This is a genomic window from Nocardioides lentus (assembly GCF_039529515.1).
Lineage (GTDB): Bacteria > Actinomycetota > Actinomycetes > Propionibacteriales > Nocardioidaceae > Nocardioides > Nocardioides lentus.
Genome location: NZ_BAAAMY010000002.1, coordinates 450,528 through 466,822 on the forward strand (window position 1 = coordinate 450,528; position 16,295 = coordinate 466,822).

General features: G+C 74.3%; 13 protein-coding genes. All 13 read right to left on the reverse strand.

Features of this window, described 5'->3' with window-relative positions:
- Window positions 1-4 precede the first annotated feature (4 nt).
- Window positions 5-1,483 carry a glutamate synthase subunit beta gene (locus tag ABD158_RS05720; RefSeq protein ID WP_344004927.1) on the reverse strand — a complete coding sequence of 493 codons (1,479 nt, stop codon included), beginning with the start codon at window positions 1,481-1,483 and terminating at the stop codon, window positions 5-7.
- The gene (gene gltB, locus ABD158_RS05725) at window positions 1,476-5,942 is read right to left on the reverse strand and encodes a glutamate synthase large subunit (protein ID WP_425573157.1); all 4,467 of its coding nucleotides are present in this window, start codon (window positions 5,940-5,942) and stop codon (window positions 1,476-1,478) included. Before gltB ends, ABD158_RS05720 begins: the two co-directional genes overlap by 8 nt.
- A gap of 258 nt (window positions 5,943-6,200) precedes the next feature.
- Complete coding sequence (gene lgt, locus ABD158_RS05730) at window positions 6,201-7,103, reverse strand: prolipoprotein diacylglyceryl transferase (protein ID WP_344004933.1); 903 nt, start codon at window positions 7,101-7,103, stop codon at window positions 6,201-6,203.
- Window positions 7,100-7,753: an SCO family protein gene (locus ABD158_RS05735; protein WP_344004935.1), complete on the reverse strand. Its 654-nt coding sequence runs from the start codon at window positions 7,751-7,753 to the stop codon at window positions 7,100-7,102. Before ABD158_RS05735 ends, lgt begins: the two co-directional genes overlap by 4 nt.
- Complete coding sequence (trpA, locus tag ABD158_RS05740) at window positions 7,746-8,564, reverse strand: tryptophan synthase subunit alpha (protein ID WP_344004936.1); 819 nt, start codon at window positions 8,562-8,564, stop codon at window positions 7,746-7,748. Before trpA ends, ABD158_RS05735 begins: the two co-directional genes overlap by 8 nt.
- The gene (gene trpB / locus ABD158_RS05745) at window positions 8,561-9,868 is read right to left on the reverse strand and encodes a tryptophan synthase subunit beta (RefSeq protein ID WP_344004938.1); all 1,308 of its coding nucleotides are present in this window, start codon (window positions 9,866-9,868) and stop codon (window positions 8,561-8,563) included. The genes trpA and trpB overlap by 4 nt, the downstream gene beginning before the upstream one ends.
- A complete protein-coding gene (trpC, locus tag ABD158_RS05750; RefSeq protein WP_344004940.1) occupies window positions 9,865-10,668 on the reverse strand; it encodes an indole-3-glycerol phosphate synthase TrpC in 804 nt (267 codons plus the stop codon). Before trpC ends, trpB begins: the two co-directional genes overlap by 4 nt.
- A gap of 68 nt (window positions 10,669-10,736) precedes the next feature.
- Window positions 10,737-11,189 carry a DUF2752 domain-containing protein gene (locus ABD158_RS05755; RefSeq protein WP_344004943.1) on the reverse strand — a complete coding sequence of 151 codons (453 nt, stop codon included), beginning with the start codon at window positions 11,187-11,189 and terminating at the stop codon, window positions 10,737-10,739.
- A 2-nt stretch (window positions 11,190-11,191) separates the two neighbouring features.
- On the reverse strand, window positions 11,192-11,386 hold the full coding sequence (locus tag ABD158_RS05760; protein WP_344004946.1) for an HGxxPAAW family protein: 195 nt from the start codon (window positions 11,384-11,386) through the stop codon (window positions 11,192-11,194).
- Between the two features lie 65 nt (window positions 11,387-11,451).
- Window positions 11,452-12,153, reverse strand: a complete 702-nt coding sequence (locus ABD158_RS05765) for a Trp biosynthesis-associated membrane protein (RefSeq protein WP_344004949.1) — start codon at window positions 12,151-12,153, stop codon at window positions 11,452-11,454.
- On the reverse strand, window positions 12,146-12,538 hold the full coding sequence (gene hisI, locus ABD158_RS05770; protein ID WP_344004952.1) for a phosphoribosyl-AMP cyclohydrolase: 393 nt from the start codon (window positions 12,536-12,538) through the stop codon (window positions 12,146-12,148). Before hisI ends, ABD158_RS05765 begins: the two co-directional genes overlap by 8 nt.
- A gap of 18 nt (window positions 12,539-12,556) precedes the next feature.
- Window positions 12,557-14,386 (reverse strand): ABC transporter ATP-binding protein, encoded by a 1,830-nt coding sequence (locus tag ABD158_RS05775; protein WP_344004955.1) that lies wholly within the window; start codon window positions 14,384-14,386, stop codon window positions 12,557-12,559.
- On the reverse strand, window positions 14,383-16,245 hold the full coding sequence (locus ABD158_RS05780; RefSeq protein ID WP_344004958.1) for an ABC transporter ATP-binding protein: 1,863 nt from the start codon (window positions 16,243-16,245) through the stop codon (window positions 14,383-14,385). Before ABD158_RS05780 ends, ABD158_RS05775 begins: the two co-directional genes overlap by 4 nt.
- Between the last annotated feature and the right edge of the window lie 50 nt (window positions 16,246-16,295).

Genomic DNA, 16,295 nt, shown 5'->3' on the forward strand with positions numbered 1-16,295 from the left:
CGAGTCACACCGAGAGCGGGCGCTCCGTCGGGGAGATCGGGGACGGCAGCGTCGTGGAACCCGTGAGGAAGGTGTCGACCGCCGCGGCCGCGGCGCGCCCCTCGGCGATGGCCCACACGATCAGCGACTGCCCGCGCCCGGCGTCCCCGGCGACGTAGACCCCCGGGACGCTGGTCGCGTAGGAGTCGTCGCGCCGGATGGCGCCCCGCTCGTCCAGCTCGAGGCCGAGGTCGGTCACCAGGTCGCCCTGCTCCGGGCCGGTGAAGCCCATCGCGAGCAGCACGAGCTGCGCGGGGATCTCCCGCTCGCTGCCCTCGACCTCCTCGAAGCGGCCGTCGCGCATCTCGACCTCGACCAGGCGCAGGGCGGCGACGTTGCCGTCGTCGTCTCCGACGAACTCCTTGGTCGAGACCGCGTAGACGCGCTCGCCCCCCTCCTCGTGGGCGGAGGAGACCTTGTAGGTCATCGGGTACGTCGGCCACGGCTGGGCGTCGACCCGCTCGTCGGCGGGCCGGGGCATGATCTCGAGCTGCGTGATCGACGCGGCGCCCTCGCGGATCGACGTGCCGAGGCAGTCGGCACCGGTGTCGCCGCCCCCGATGATGACGACGTCCTTGCCCTCGGCGCTGATCCGGGCCTCGCCGTCCGGCACGGGGTCCAGGCCGAGCGCCGCGCGGTTGCCCTGCGGCAGGAACTCCATGGCCTGGTGGATGCCGCCCAGCTCGCGGCCCGGAGCCGGCAGGTCGCGACCGACGGTGGACCCGACGGCCAGGACGACCGCGTCGTAGCGGTGCCGCAGGTGCTCGGCGGTCAGGTCGGTGCCGACGTCCACGCCGGAGCGGAAGACGGTGCCCTCGCGGCGCATCTGGTCGAGGCGCTTGTCGAGGTGGCGCTTCTCCATCTTGAACTCGGGGATGCCGTAGCGCAGCAGGCCGCCGATCCGGTCGGCGCGCTCGTAGACCGCGACGGTGTGACCGGCGCGGGTCAGCTGCTGGGCGGCCGCCAGCCCGGCGGGCCCCGAGCCCACGACCGCGACCGTGCGACCCGAGAGCCACTCCGGCGGCTGCGGGCGCACCGCGCCGGACTCCCAGGCGCGGTCGATGATCGAGACCTCGACGTTCTTGATCGTCACCGGGTCCTGGTTGATCCCGAGCACGCAGGCGGTCTCGCACGGCGCCGGGCACAGCCGCCCGGTGAACTCCGGGAAGTTGTTGGTCGCGTGGAGCCGCTCGATCGCGCCGTCCCAGTCGTCGCGCCAGACCAGGTCGTTCCACTCCGGGATGATGTTGCCCAACGGGCAGCCCTGGTGGCAGAACGGGATGCCGCAGTCCATGCAGCGGCCGGCCTGCTCGGTGATGATCGGCAGCAGCGCCCGCCCCGGACCCCCGGGGTAGACCTCCTGCCAGTCCTGCTTGCGCTCCTCGACCGGGCGACGGTCCGCGACCTCGCGGCCGTGCTTGAGGAAGCCCTTCGGGTCAGCCATGCAACGCCTCCATCATCCGCTCGGCGGTCTGCTGCTCGTCGAGCCCCTCCTCCTCGGCCCTGGCCTTGGCCTCGAGGACGGTGCGGAACTCGGTGGGGACGACCTCGGTGAAGCGTCCCAGTGCCGCCGGCCAGTCGGCCAGCAGCTCGGCGGCCACGTCGGAGCCGGTCTCCTCGTGGTGGCGGCGCACGAGGTCGTGGAGCTCCTCGGCGGCCTCCTCCACGACCGGGCCCAGCTCGAGCTGGCCCCCGGCGAGCGCCTGCTCGTTGACCCGACCCCGGTCGAGGTCGAGGATCCAGGCGACGCCGCCGGACATCCCGGCACCCACGTTGCGACCCGTCGGGCCGAGGACGACGACCCGGCCGCCGGTCATGTACTCCAGCGCGTGGTCGCCCACCTCCTCGACGACCGCGAGCGCGCCGGAGTTGCGCACGCAGAACCGCTCGCCGACGCCGCCGCGGATGAAGATCTCGCCCGAGGTGGCGCCGTAGCCGATGACGTTGCCGGCGATGATCTGGCGCGAGGCCTCGAACGTCGCGGCGCGGTCGGGACGGACCACGATCCGGCCGCCGCACAGGCCCTTGCCGACGTAGTCGTTGGCGTCGCCCTCGAGGCGCAGGGTGACCCCGGACGGCACGAACGCGCCGAACGACTGGCCGGCCGAGCCGGTGAGGGTGAGGTCGACCGTGCCGTCGGGCAGCCCCTCGCCGCGGTGGCGCTTGGTGATCTCGTGGCCGAGCATGGTGCCGACGGTGCGGTTGACGTTGCGGACCTCGAGCTGGGCCCGCACCGGCTCGCGCCGCTCGATGGCGGGCTCGGCGATCCGGATCAGCTCGTTGTCGAGGGCCTTGTCGAGACCGTGGTCCTGCGAGGTCGTGCGTCGCAGCGACGCGCCCTCGGGCAGCGTCGGGGTGTGCAGCACCGGCGCCAGGTCGAGGCCGGAGGCCTTCCAGTGGTCGACCGCGGCGCGGGTGTCGAGCGCCTCGACGTGGCCGATGGCCTCGTCCAGCGTGCGGAACCCGAGCTCGGCGAGGTACTCGCGGACCTCCTCGGCGATGTACTCGAAGAAGGTCACGACGTACTCGGCCTTGCCGGAGTAGCGCTCGCGCAGCACCGGGTTCTGGGTCGCGACGCCCACGGGGCAGGTGTCGAGGTGGCAGACGCGCATCATGATGCAGCCCGACACCACCAGCGGTGCGGTCGCGAAGCCGTACTCCTCCGCGCCCAGCAGCGCCGCGACGACGACGTCGCGCCCCGTCTTCATCTGGCCGTCGGCCTGGACGACGATCCGGTCGCGCAGCCCGTTGAGGAGCAGCGTCTGCTGGGTCTCCGCCAGGCCGAGCTCCCAGGGGCCGCCCGCGTGCTTGAGCGAGGTCAGCGGCGCCGCCCCGGTGCCGCCGTCGTGCCCGGAGATCAGGACCACGTCGGCGTGGGCCTTCGACACGCCCGCGGCGACCGTGCCCACGCCCACCTCGGCGACCAGCTTGACGTGGACCCGTGCGGACGGGTTCGCGTTCTTGAGGTCGTGGATGAGCTGGGCGAGGTCCTCGATCGAGTAGATGTCGTGATGCGGCGGCGGCGAGATCAGGCCCACGCCGGGCGTGGAGTGCCGCGTCTTGGCGACCCAGGGGTAGACCTTGTGACCGGGCAGCTGCCCGCCCTCGCCGGGCTTCGCGCCCTGGGCCATCTTGATCTGGATGTCGTCGGCGTTGGTCAGGTACTCCGCGGTCACGCCGAAGCGGCCCGAGGCGACCTGCTTGATGGAGCTGCGCCGGGTCGGGTCGTGCAGCCGCTCGGCGTCCTCGCCGCCCTCGCCGGTGTTGGACTTGCCGCCGAGCCGGTTCATCGCGACCGCGAGGGTCTCGTGGGCCTCGCCGGAGATCGACCCGTAGGACATGGCGCCGGTGGAGAAGCGCTTCACGATCTCCGAGGCCGGCTCGACCTCCTCGATCGGAACCGGGGTGCGACCGCCCTCGGCGGGGTCCTTGAACCCGAACAGGCCGCGCAGCGTCATCAGCCGCGCCGACTGACCGTCGACCTTCTCGGTGTACTGCTTGAAGATGTCGTAACGGCCCTGGCGGGTGGAGTGCTGGAGCCGGAAGACGGTGTCGGGGTCGAACAGGTGGGGCTCGCCGTCGCGGCGCCACTGGTACTCGCCGCCCACCATCAGCTGGCGGTGCGCCGGCGCGATGCCGCCGCGGGGGTACGCCGTGGCGTGGCGCGCCGCGACCTCCTCGGCGACGGTGTCGAGCCCGATGCCGCCGAGCTTGGAGGTGGTGCCGGTGAAGTAGCGGTCGACCACGGCCTGCGACAGCCCGACGGCCTCGAAGATCTGCGCGCCGGTGTAGGACGCGACGGTCGAGACGCCCATCTTGGACATCACCTTGAGCACGCCCTTGCCGAGCGCCTTGACCAGGTTGGCGACGGCCGTGTCGGCCTCGGCCTTGACGTAGTGGCCCTCGCGGGCGAGGTCCTCGACCGACTCCATCGCCAGGTAGGGGTTGACCGCGGCGGCGCCGTACCCGACGAGCAGGGCGACGTGGTGGACCTCGCGGACGTCGCCGGCCTCGACCAGCAGGCCGACCTGGGTGCGGGTCTTCTCGCGCACCAGGTGGTGGTGGATCGCACCGGTCAGCAGCAGCGACGGGATGGGCGCGAGCTCCTGGGTGGCGTGGCGGTCGGAGAGCACGATGACGCGCGCGCCCTCGGCGATCGCCGCGGACACCTCGGCGCAGAGCTCGTCGAGCCGCGCGGCCAGGGCGTCGCCGCCGCCCTCGACCTCGTAGAGGCCCCGCACGATGTGCACCGCGAAGCCGGGCATGTCGCCGTCGCGGTTGATGTGGCGGATCTTGGCGAGGTCGTCGTTGTCGATGACCGGGAACGGCAGCACCACCTGCCGGCACGACGCCGGGTTGGGCTCGAGCAGGTTGGACTCCGGCCCGATGGAGCCGTGCAGCGAGGTGACGAGCTCCTCGCGGATGGCGTCCAGCGGCGGGTTGGTGACCTGCGCGAACAGCTGGCTGAAGTAGTCGAACAGCAGCCGCGGCTTGGTGGACAGGGCCGCGATCGGGGTGTCCGTGCCCATCGAGCCGATCGGCTCCGCGCCCGTGCCGGCCATCGGGGCGAGCAGGACGCGCAGCTCCTCCTCGGTGTAGCCGAAGATCTGCTGGCGGCGGGTCACGGAGGCGTGGGTGTGGACGATGTGCTCGCGCTGCGGCACGTCGTCGAGGTGCACCAGGCCGGCGTGCAGCCACTCGTCGTACGGGTGCTCCGCGGCGAGGTCGGCCTTGATCTCGTCGTCCTCGACGATGCGGTGCTCCTCGGTGTCGACGAGGAACATCCGGCCCGGCTGCAGGCGGCCCTTGCGGACGATGCGGGCCGGCTCGAGGTCGAGCACGCCGACCTCGGAGGCCAGGACGACCAGGCCGTCGTCGGTGACCCAGTACCGCGAGGGGCGCAGGCCGTTGCGGTCGAGGACCGCGCCGATCTGCGAGCCGTCGGTGAAGACGACGCAGGCGGGCCCGTCCCAGGGCTCCATCATCGTGGAGTGGAACTCGTAGAACGCCCGGCGGGCGGGGTCCATCTCGGCGTGGTTCTCCCACGCCTCGGGGATCATCATCAGCACCGCGTGGGGCAGCGACCGACCGCCCATGTGCAGCAGCTCGAGCACCTCGTCGAACGACGCGGAGTCCGAGGCGCCCGGCGTGCAGATCGGGAACAGCCGCTCCAGGTCGCCGCCGAGGAGCTCCGACTCGAGCAGCGCCTCGCGGGCCCGCATCCAGTTGCGGTTGCCCATGACGGTGTTGATCTCGCCGTTGTGGGCGATGTAGCGGAAGGGGTGAGCCAGCGGCCAGCTCGGGAAGGTGTTGGTCGAGAACCGCGAGTGCACCACCGCGAGGGCGGTCTCCGTGCGCTCGTCGCGCAGGTCGGGGAAGAAGCCGTCGAGCTGCTCGGTGGTGAGCATCCCCTTGTAGACCAGGGTCCGCGAGGACAGCGACGGGAAGTAGACGCCGGTCTCGGACTCCGCGCGCTTGCGCAGGCAGAAGGCCATCCGCTCGAGCGCCATGCCGGTCACCGGCGTGCTGGCACCGGCGACGAACAGCTGGCGGAAGGTCGGCATGACACCGAGGGCGATCGAGCCCAGGCTGTCCGGCTCCACGGGCACGTCGCGCCAGCCGAGGACGGCGAGGCCCTCCTCGGCGGCGAGCTCCTCGACGCGGGTCTGCGACTTGGCCACCTGCTCGGCGTCGCCGGGCAGGAACGCCGTGCCGACGGCGTACGTGCGTGCGGCGGGCAGGTCGAAGTCGACGACGGCGCGCAGGAAGGCGTCGGGCACCTGCATCAGCAGGCCCGCGCCGTCGCCGGAGTTGACCTCGGCGCCGGCGGCACCGCGGTGGTCGAGGTTGCGCAGGGCGGTGAGGGCCTGCTGCACGACCTCGTGGCCGGCCTCGCCGGACATGCGGGCCACGAAGGCGACGCCGCAGGCGTCGTGCTCCTGGGCCGGGTCGTAGAGGCCTTGGGCCTGGGGATAGCCGTGCACGAGCGAAGCCTCCCTGTCGTCGCCGCGCTCCGCGCGGACGAGCTGGTAGGTCACAGACGGTGGGCAGGGGACGACGTTGGCCCTCGCGCCATGGCAGAACGGTACCAGCGGGCACCCCGGCAGGCGCAGCCGTGGACCGCGGTGAGACGGGGCCCGGGGGGCCCGGCGGGTGGGGCCTCAGGCCCCGGTGCCGTCGGCGGTGCGGGCGGCGTCCTCGCGCTCGAGGCGGGCCTCGGTGTAGATCGGCTCGGGATCCGCGGGCGGGTGGCGCCGCGTCCACAGCAGGTACGCCGCGGCGAGCGTGAACAGCACGATCGAGGTCCACACGTTGAGCCGCAGGCCGAGGACGTCGTCCAGCTGCACGTCGTCGATGCGCAGCGCCTCGTTCCACACCCGCCCGGTGGTGTAGACCATCACGTAGGCGACCGCCAGGCGGCCGCGTCCCATCCGGAACCGGCGGTCCAGCACGAGCAGCAGCGCCACGCCGGCGAGGCTCCACAGCGACTCGTAGAGGAACGTCGGGTGGAACGTGGTCCCCGGCTCGAAGGTCTGCCCGGCCGGCCAGTTCGACGGGTCGATCTCCAGCCCCCAGGGCAGGTCCGTGGGGCGCCCGTAGAGCTCCTGGTTGAACCAGTTGCCCCAACGGCCGACGGCCTGCGCCAGCAGCACGCCCGGCGCCAGCACGTCGAGCATCGGCGCGACCCTGATGCCGGCGCGCCGGGCCCCGATCAGGGCCCCGACCGCGCCGAGGGAGATGGCCCCCCAGATCCCGAGCCCGCCGTTCCAGACGTAGAGGGCCGTGACGGGGTCGCGGCCCTCGCCGAAGTAGAGCTGCCAGTCCGTGGCCACGTGGTAGAGCCGGCCGCCGACGAGGCCGAACGGGACGCACCACACGGCGATGTCGCTGACCTCGCCCGGCGTCCCGCCCCGCGCCCGCCAGCGCCGCTCCCCCAGCCAGATCGCGGCGACGACGCCGGCGACGATGCTGAGCGCGTAGCCGCGCAGCGGGACCGGGCCCAGCTCCCAGACCCCGGTGGCGGGGCTCGGGATGGTCAGCAGGACCGCCGACAGGTCGCTCACCGGGCGAGGAGGGTGGACACGTCCTCGGCGAACTGCGCCGCCGAGGTCTGCTCGTCCCACACGACCGGCACCCGGTCGCGGCCCTCGGCGTCCGTCGTCACCGCGGCGACGTAGGAGCCGTGCGCCACGTCGTAGCCGCCGGAGGGCAGGCGGTCGCCCTTCTCGAAGAAGATGCTGAACGCCGAGGCCGCCTCGGTCAGGGTGGGGATGTCGGCCGTGAGGCCGGTGAACGACGGGTCGAAGCGGTCGAGGTAGGACCGGATCGTCGCCTCGTCGTCGCGGGCCGGGTCGGTGGTCACGAAGACCACGTCGAGGTCCTCGCGCTGCGCGTCGGAGAGCCGCGTGCGGGCCGAGGCCAGCGACGACATGACGACGTTGCAGACGTCGGGGCAGTTGGTGAAGCCGAAGAACACCAGCGTCAGGGGCGCGTCGGTGTCGGTGACGAGGTCGAAGTCCTCACCCTCGGTGTCGGTGAGGGTCAGCTCGGGCACGACGTACGGCTCGTCGAGGGTGTCGCCGTGCATCCCGCCGCCGGACTCCGCCGACGCGGGCTCGAGGCGCTCGGTGCCGCCGCAGGCGGTGAGGACCAGCAGCGAGGCGACGGCCGCGGCGGCGCCGGCCCTCGCCCGGCGGGTGCGGGGACTACCCACGGCGCCGCACCCCCTCGGCGAGGTCGGCGGCGACGTCGCGCAGCGCCGCGAGGCCGGACTCCGTGTCCGGGGCGTCGAGCAGGCACCGGACGAACGCGGAGCCGACGATGACCGCGTCGGCGTACGACGCGACCTCCGCGGCCTGGTCGCCGTTGCTGACGCCGAGACCGACCCCCACGGGGGTGTCGGTGACCGCGCGGGTGCGGGCGACCAGAGGGCCCGCGAGGCCGCTGGTGGTGGCCCGGGCCCCGGTGACGCCCATGACGGCGGTGGCGTAGACGAACCCGCGGCAGGCCGCCGCGGTCGAGGCGACGCGGACGTCGGTCGACGACGGCGCGACGAGGAAGACCTTGTCGAGGCCGCGCTCGTCGGCGGCGGCGCTCCAGTCGCGCCCGTGGTCGGGGGTCAGGTCGGGGGTGATCAGGCCCGCTCCCCCGGCGGCGACCATGCGGTCCGCGAAGTGCTCGACCCCGTGGGCCAGCACGGGGTTCCAGTAGGTCATCACCAGCGTCGGCGCGCCGGTGGCGGCGACCTCCCCGACGATGTCGAGGACCTCCCCGGTGCGGCACCCGTTCTCCAGCGCCTGCTGGGCGGCGGCCTGGATGACGGGACCGTCCAGCACCGGGTCGGTGTAGGGCAGGCCGACCTCGACGACGTCCACGCCGGCCTCGACCATCGCGGTCATGGCCCGCACCGAGGTCGCGACGTCGGGGAACCCCGCGGGCAGGAAGCCGATCAGGACCGCGCGGTCCTCGGCCCGGGCGCGCGCGAAGGCGGCCGCCGTGGTCTGGGCGGCGGTGGTCACGCTCATGCGCGCGGGTCCTCGTGGGGGTCGCCGACCGGCTCGGCGGTCGCCGAGCCGGGGTCGAGGCCGAACCACGCGGTCGCGGTCTCCATGTCCTTGTCGCCGCGACCCGAGAGGTTGACCAGGAGGATGGCGTCCGGGCCGTGCTCGGCGCGCAGCTGCGGCGCCATCTTCAGCGCACCGGCGATCGCGTGGGCGGTCTCGATCGCCGGGATGATGCCCTCGGTGCGGGCCAGCAGGGCCAGCGCGTCCATCGCCTCGGTGTCGGTGATCGCGTGGTAGGTCGCCCGGCCGGTGGCGGCGAGGTGCGCGTGCTGCGGACCGACCCCGGGGTAGTCGAGGCCCGCGGAGACCGAGTGGGACTCGATGGTCTGGCCGTCGGAGTCGGCGAGGATCATCGTGCGGCTGCCGTGCAGCACGCCGGCCCCGCCGCCGACGATGGTCGCCGCGTGGCGCGGGGTGTCCACCCCGTCGCCGCCGGCCTCGAAGCCCCAGACCGCGACGTCGGGGTCGTCGAGGAACGCGGTGTAGAGGCCGATGGCGTTGGAGCCGCCGCCGACGCAGGCCGCGACCGCGTCGGGCAGGCGTCCGTAGCGCTCGAGGCACTGGGCGCGGGCCTCGTCGCCGATGCTGCGGGTGAAGTCGCGCACCAGGCTCGGGAAGGGGTGCGGACCGGCCGCGGTGCCGAACAGGTACGCCGTGTGGTCGACGCTCGCGACCCAGTCGCGCATGGCCTCGTTGATGGCGTCCTTGAGCGTGGCGCTGCCGGACTCGACGGGCACCACCTCGGCGCCGAGCAGGCGCATGCGAGCGACGTTCAGGGCCTGGCGACGGGTGTCGACCGCGCCCATGTAGACGGTGCAGTCGAGCCCGAAGAAGGCCGCCGCGGTCGCGCTGGCGACGCCGTGCTGACCGGCGCCGGTCTCCGCGATGACCCGCTTCTTGCCCATCCGCTTGGTCAGCAGCGCCTGGCCGAGCACGTTGCGGATCTTGTGGGCCCCGGTGTGCAGCAGGTCCTCACGCTTGAGCAGGACCCGGACGCCGGCCTTCTCCGAGAGCGCCCGCGCCTCGTAGAGCGCGCTGGGCAGACCGGCGTACTCGCGGCCGATGCGGGCGAGCTCGTCGGTGAACGACGGGTCGGCCATCGCGTCGGTCCACGCGTCGGTGAGCTCCTCGAGGGCGGCGACCAGGGCCTCGGGGATCCACCGGCCGCCGTACTCGCCGAACCAGCCGCCGGCGTCGGCGTCCCAGCGACCCGGGGCGCCGACCTCGAGGGGGGTCGCGACGGGCTTGTCGCTCAGCTCGGTCATCGTGCACCTGCACTCTCCGGGGCGACGAGCCCCGTCATGGCCGCGACGGCGGCGGCGGGGTCGCCGGTGCGCACGAGGGCCTCACCGACGAGCACCGCCCGCGCGCCGGCGGCGACGTACGCGGCGGCGTCGCCGGGCCCGGAGACCCCGGACTCGGCGACGAGGACACGGTCGGCGGGCACCAGCGGCGCCAGCTCGGCGAAGGTCCCGGGGTGGACCTCGAGGGTCTTCAGGTCGCGGGCGTTGACGCCGACCAGGTCGGCCCCCAGGTCGACGGCGCGCCCGGTCTCCTCGGCGTCGTGGACCTCCACGAGCGTGGTCAGGCCCAGGGACCCGGCGAGGTCGTGCAGCCGGCGCAGGGTGGCGTCGTCGAGGGCGGCGACGATCAGCAGGACCAGGTCGGCGCCCGCGGCACGGGCCTCGAGCACCTGGTAGTCGTCGACCACGAAGTCCTTGCGCAGCAGCGGGGTGTCGACCTCGGCCCGGACGGCGACGAGGTCGGCCAGCGACCCGCCGAAGCGGCGCTCCTCGGTCAGCACGCTGATGGCGGCGGCTCCCCCGTCGGCGTAGGCGCGCGCGAGCGCGGCCGGCTCGGGGATGTCGGCGAGGTGCCCCTTGCTGGGGCTGCGGCGCTTGACCTCCGCGATGACGCTGGAGCCTCGCGCGCGAAGCGCGGGCATCGGGTCGCGGGCGGCGTCGACGTCGGCGAGCGCGGCGCGGACGTCGGCCTCGGACCGGGCGGCGCGACGCCGCTCCAGGTCCTCACGGACGCCGACGACGATGTCGTCGAGCACCGACATCTCTGCAGACCTCCAACCGGGGGTGGATCACGGGGGGACGGGGCCAGTCTCGCACCTCGCTGGTGAGGTCAGGACGCGAGCCAGGGCCCGGGCGGCAGGGGTGTGTTGCGCAGCACGGTGAACCCGACGACCAGTGCCCCCAGCACCCACCACGCGGCCCGCGGGACCCGCCGCGGGTCGAGGGCCGGGACGGGTCCGCGGGCGAGCAGGACCACCCGACGGACCCACAGCGCGACGACCACGGGCAGCGCGAGGACGAGCAGGAGGTTCGAGGAGGCCGCCTCGGCGAGGTGCAGGGCGGTCAGGTCGTGCACCGCGCGCAGGCTCCCGCACGCCGGGCAGTCGAGCCCGAGGAGGGCGGTCGGGCAGACGCCCCACGATCCCGGCGCGTGGGGGTCGCGCACGGCGAGGGCGGCGGTGGCCGCGACGACGAGCCCGCCGGCGGCCAGCGGCGGTGCGAGGCGTCGGGCGGCGCCGGTGCCCGCGGGCACCGTCGGTCGCCGCGCCTCGCGGAGGGCCACGGTCAGTGGCTGCCCATGCCCAGCTTGGTCATGATCGCGAAGACCGGCAGGGACACCAGGCCCAGCGCGACGCCGACCCAGAACAGGGTCATGCTGACCGGGGAGAGCATCAGGGCGACGCCGCCGACGACGAATCCGGCCATCGCCACCGTGACGCCCGTCCAGGCCGCGGGGGTGTTGCCGTGGTTGTCGGCCATGCGGGGAGCTCCTCTGCTCGGGTGGGACCCGGTCGATCGTCGTCGACCGCACCGGTGGGGCGAGTCTAGTGGCGGGGTGTGTCGGTGGGGTCCTGGCCCTCGTCCATGGCCTTCCACAGGTCCAGCGAGCTGCGCTCGGCCGGTGGCGTGGTCGGGGCGGCGGGGGCCGTCCCGACCGCCCCGGCGGCCGCGCCGGAGCGGGAGGTCGGGGCGTCGTAGCGCCGGCCCATCTCGGGCCAGCGGCGGACGTCGCGCACCGCCACGGCGCAGGCGGCGAGCAGCAGCGCGGCCGCGGGCAGCGCCGTCCACGCCCACAGGGTCCAGCTCGTCGCCGCGTCCTGGAGGGGCGTGCCGGTGGTCTGCTCGGCGACGCGGTCCGGCGTGCGCAGCCACCCCGACCCGACGGCGACGGCGGTGCCGGCCGCGGCCAGGAGGGCCAGGACCGCGACCACCCGTCGTACCCGGCCGCGGGTGACCAGCACGACGCCGAGCGCGGCCAGCGCGACGAGCGCGAGGGCCGTCACCGCCGGGTTGCGCAGGGCCAGGTCGAACCCGGTGGCCACCTGCTGGCCACTGCCCTCGGTCGGCTCGGGGGCGCCCTCGACGTCCAGCCAGGGCCGGTCCCCCGACACGGCGAGCAGCGCGCCGGCGACGGCCGCGCCGAGCAGCACGGGTCCCATCGTGCGGCGGCGCGGCGCGGCGGTCGGCGCCCCGGGCGCCGGCGTGTCGCCGTCGAGCCCGTCGGCCCCGGGTGCGGTCTCAGGCATCGGCCGACCACACCAGGTCGGCGTCGAAGCAGGTCCGGGTGCCGGTGTGGCACGCGGGGCCCTCCTGGTCGACGACCAGGAGCAGGGTGTCGCCGTCGCAGTCGAGGCGGACCTCCCGGACCCACTGGCGGTGACCGGAGGTCTCGCCCTTGACCCAGTACTCCTGCCGCGAGCGGCTCCAGTACGTCGCCCGCCCGGTCGCCATCGTGCGGGCCAGCGCCTCGTCGTCGACCCAGCCGAGCATGAGGACCTCGCCGGTGCCGTGCTGCTGCACGACGGCGGGCACCAGCCCGGCGGGGTCGCGCTTGAGCCGGGCCGCGACGGCGGGAGCGAGCCCGCCGTCGGTGGCGGCGGGGTCGGCGGGGTCGGTGACGGAATCGGGCATGGGTCCAGTATCCGCGGCTCAGGCCAGCGACTGCTGGGCGACCCAGGACGCGTGCAGGGCGCCGTAGTGGCCGCCCTCGGCGAGCAGGGCGGCGTGCGGGCCGCGCTGGACCACGCGGCCGTCGTCGACGACGAGCACCTCGTCGGCGTTCTCGGCGGTCGACAGCCGGTGCGCGATCGTCACGGACGTGCGGCCGACCAGCAGCCGCTCGAGGGCACGGCCGATCCGGGTCTCGAGCTCGGGGTCGACGGCGCTCGTCGCCTCGTCGAGCACGAGCAGGTCGGGGTCCGCGACGCGGGCGCGCAGCAGGCTGACCAGCTGCCGCTCGCCGGCCGACAGCGACTCGCCGCGCTGGCCGACGGGCGTGGCGAGCCCCGCGGGCAGGGTCGCCAGCCAGTCGTCGAGACCCAGGTCGGCGGCGGCGGCGAGCATGTCGTCCTCGGTGGCGTCGAGGCGGCCGTAGCGGACGTTGGCGGCCACGGTGTCGTCGAACAGGAAGCCCTCCTGCGGGACGAGCACCACGCTGCGGCGCAGCGAGCCCTGGTCGATCTCGCGGAGGTCGACGCCGTCGAGGAGCACCCGGCCGGAGGCGGGGTCCATCAGCCGCGTCAGCAGCTTGGCGAAGGTCGACTTCCCGGACCCGGTCTCCCCCACCACGGCGAGGCGCGTGCCGGCGGTGACGCGCTCGTCGACGTCACGGAGCACCAGCGGCCCCCCGGGGTAGGCGAAGTCGACGTGCTCGAACGCGACGTCGATCGGCCCGCGCGGCAGGGTGCGGCCGTCGGGCCCGGGGTCGACGAGGTCGGCGGGGGTGTCGAGGATCCCGATCACCCGACGCCAGCCCGCGATGGCGAGCTGCGCGTCGGTGAGGATCTGCGTGCCCATCTGCACGGGGCCGACGAAGAGCGTGACCAGGAACGCGAACGCGAGCACCTCGCCGGCCGTGATGTCGCCCGCCAGGCCGAGCCAGATGCCCACCACGATCACGCCCGCGTTGGCCAGGCCCCCGGACAGGCCGCCGAGCGAGAAGGAGACGGCGGTGAACCCCTGGGCCCGCGTGCTCGCGCGCTGGTGGCGGCTGATGGCCTCGTCGATGCGCACCTGCGTGCGGCGCTCCACCGCGTAGGTGCGCACGACGGCGGCCCCCACGACGGGCTCGGAGATCGCCGACAGCATGGCGCCGACCTGCCGGCGCACCACGCCGTACGCGTCGGAGAGCTTGCGCTGGAAGAACCGCAGGGAGATGAAGAGCGGGGCGAAGGCGACCCACACGACGATCGCCAGCGGCCAGGAGTAGACGACCATGACGACGGTCGCGAGCAGGACCTGCCCCACGCTGACGACGAACAGGATGCCGCCGAACACGAGGAACTGGCTGACCTGGTCGACGTCGCTGGTGACCCGGGAGACCAGGGCGCCGCGCGACTCGGTGCTCTGGGTCAGCAGCGGCAGGTCGTGGACGTGGCGGAACGCCTTGGTGCGCAGCGTCGCGAGGCCGGCCTCGCCGGTGCGGAACAGCCGCACGGTCATGCCGTAGGACGCGAGCGCGGTGAGCAGCACGGCGCCGGCGGCCGCCAGGCCCATGAGGACGGTGAACCGGACGTCCGGTCCCCCTGCGGCACCCAGCCCGTTGTCGAGGGTCTGCTGGATCGCGATCGGCACCACGACCTGGCCGCCGGTCGACAGCAGCGCGAGCAGCAGCGTGAGCCCGATGCCCTGCTTCAGCTCCGGCGAGTGCTCGACGCCGCGGCGCAGGGTGGCCCACATCCCGATCTGCTCGCCGGTGTCGATACGACCGGCCGCGGCCCCGCCCGGCGGGGTCGCGGCGGGCGCGGTCGTGGCGCTCATGCGTGCACCTCCCGCGAGGAGTCGGCGCCGGTGCCGGCGCCGCCGTCCGTGTCGGGGTCGCCGTCGGCGTCCGTGTCGTAGGCGTTCACCAGCCGGGCGTACGACGGGCTGCGCGCCAGCAGCTCGGCGTGGGTGCCGCGGTCGACGATGCGGCCGCCCTCGAGGTGCAGGACCTCGTCGGCCAGCGCGATGGTGGCCTTGCGGTAGGCCACGACGACGAGGCTGGCCGCGGCCTCCTGCGCGCGCAGGGCCCCGAGGATGCGGGCCTCGACCTCGGGGTCGACCGCCGAGGTGGCGTCGTCGAGCACCAGCAGCCGCGGTCGGCGGACCAGGGCCCGGGCGAGCGCGATCCGCTGGCGCTGTCCGCCGGACAGCGAGGTGCCCCGCTCCCCGAGCTGCGCGTCCAGGCCGTCGGGCAGCGCGGCGACGAACCCGTCGCCCTGGGCGGTGCGCAGCGCCGCGCGGACCTCCGCGTCGTCGACGTCGGCGCCGAGCGTGACGTTGCCGCGCACGGTGTCGTCGAAGAGGAAGGCGCTCTGGGGCACCACCGCGACGGCGGTCGCGAGCTCGCCGTGGTCGAGGTCGCGCAGGTCCGCGCCGTCGACGAGGATCCGTCCCCCGTCGGGGTCGACGAGCCGGGTGAGGAGGTCGACGAGCGTGCTCTTGCCGCTGGCGGTGGCGCCGACGAGCGCGACGGTGCGGCCGGGCTCGACGGTGAAGGACAGGTCGCGCAGCACGGGCTGCGCGGGGTCGTGGGCGAAGCGGACGTGCTCCACGTCGAGGCGCAGCCCCTCGGCCGCCGCGACGACCGGCATGGGCTCCTCGCCGTACGGCATCCGGGCGGTCTCGTCGAGGACGTGGTGGACGCGGCGGTAGCCCACGACGCTGCGGGGGAACTCCCCCAGCACCCAGCCCAGCGAGCGGATCGGGAACGAGACGACCGTGAGCAGGTAGGCCACGGTCACGACCGCACCCGCGTCGGTCGCGCCGTCCAGGACGCGGCTCACCCCGACGACGAGGACGATCATCACGCCGAGGCTCGGCAGCGCGCTGAGCGCGGGGTCGAACGCCGCCCGCACCCGTCCGGCGCGCACCAGGGTGTCGCGGAGCTCGGCGGCACGCGCCGCGAAGCGCGCGGTCTCCTCCTCCTCGCGGCCCAGCGTCTTGACGACGAGGGCGCCGTCGAAGGACTCGTGCGCGATCTCGCTGACCTCGGCGCGCAGCTGCTGGGCGCGGGTCACCAGCGGCGAGGCGAGCCGCTGGTAGACGAGGTTGACCACGATGACCGCCGGGAACACCAGCAGCCCGACGAGACCCATGACCACGTCGGCGGTGATCATCTGCACCGCGGCGATCACCATCATGGCCAGCGTGCCGAGCGCCATGGGCAGCGGCGCGATGGGCGACCAGGCGGCCTCGACGTCGGCGTTGGCGTTGGACAGCAGCTGGCCGGTCGGGTGGCGGGCGTGCCACGACATCGGCAGCGAGAGGTACTGCCGGGTGACCTCGCGCCGGTAGGCGGCCTGCAGCCGGTACTGCATGATCCCGGCGCCGAGACGCCGCGCGACGATGCCCACCGCCCGCAGGATGGCGACGCCGACGAACAGCGCGACGACGCCCACGATCGCGCCCGTGCCGACCTCGCCGTCCTCGAGCGCGGGCAGCAGCGCGTTCTGCGTCGCCCAGCCCAGCACCCAGGCGTCGGCCACGGTCAGCGCACCGAACAGCACGCCGCCGAAGGTCGCCAGCGCGAACATCCACGGCTGCCGGCGGATGCCGACCCCGAGGACCGCGAACCCCTCCCGCATCGTGGCCGCCCGCGCGGTCGGGTCCTGCGGGTCCAGCGTCTCGTCCGCCACGCGCTGCGCCCCCTCGTCTCGTCCGCCCCGTCGGTGCCGGTGCCCACGGG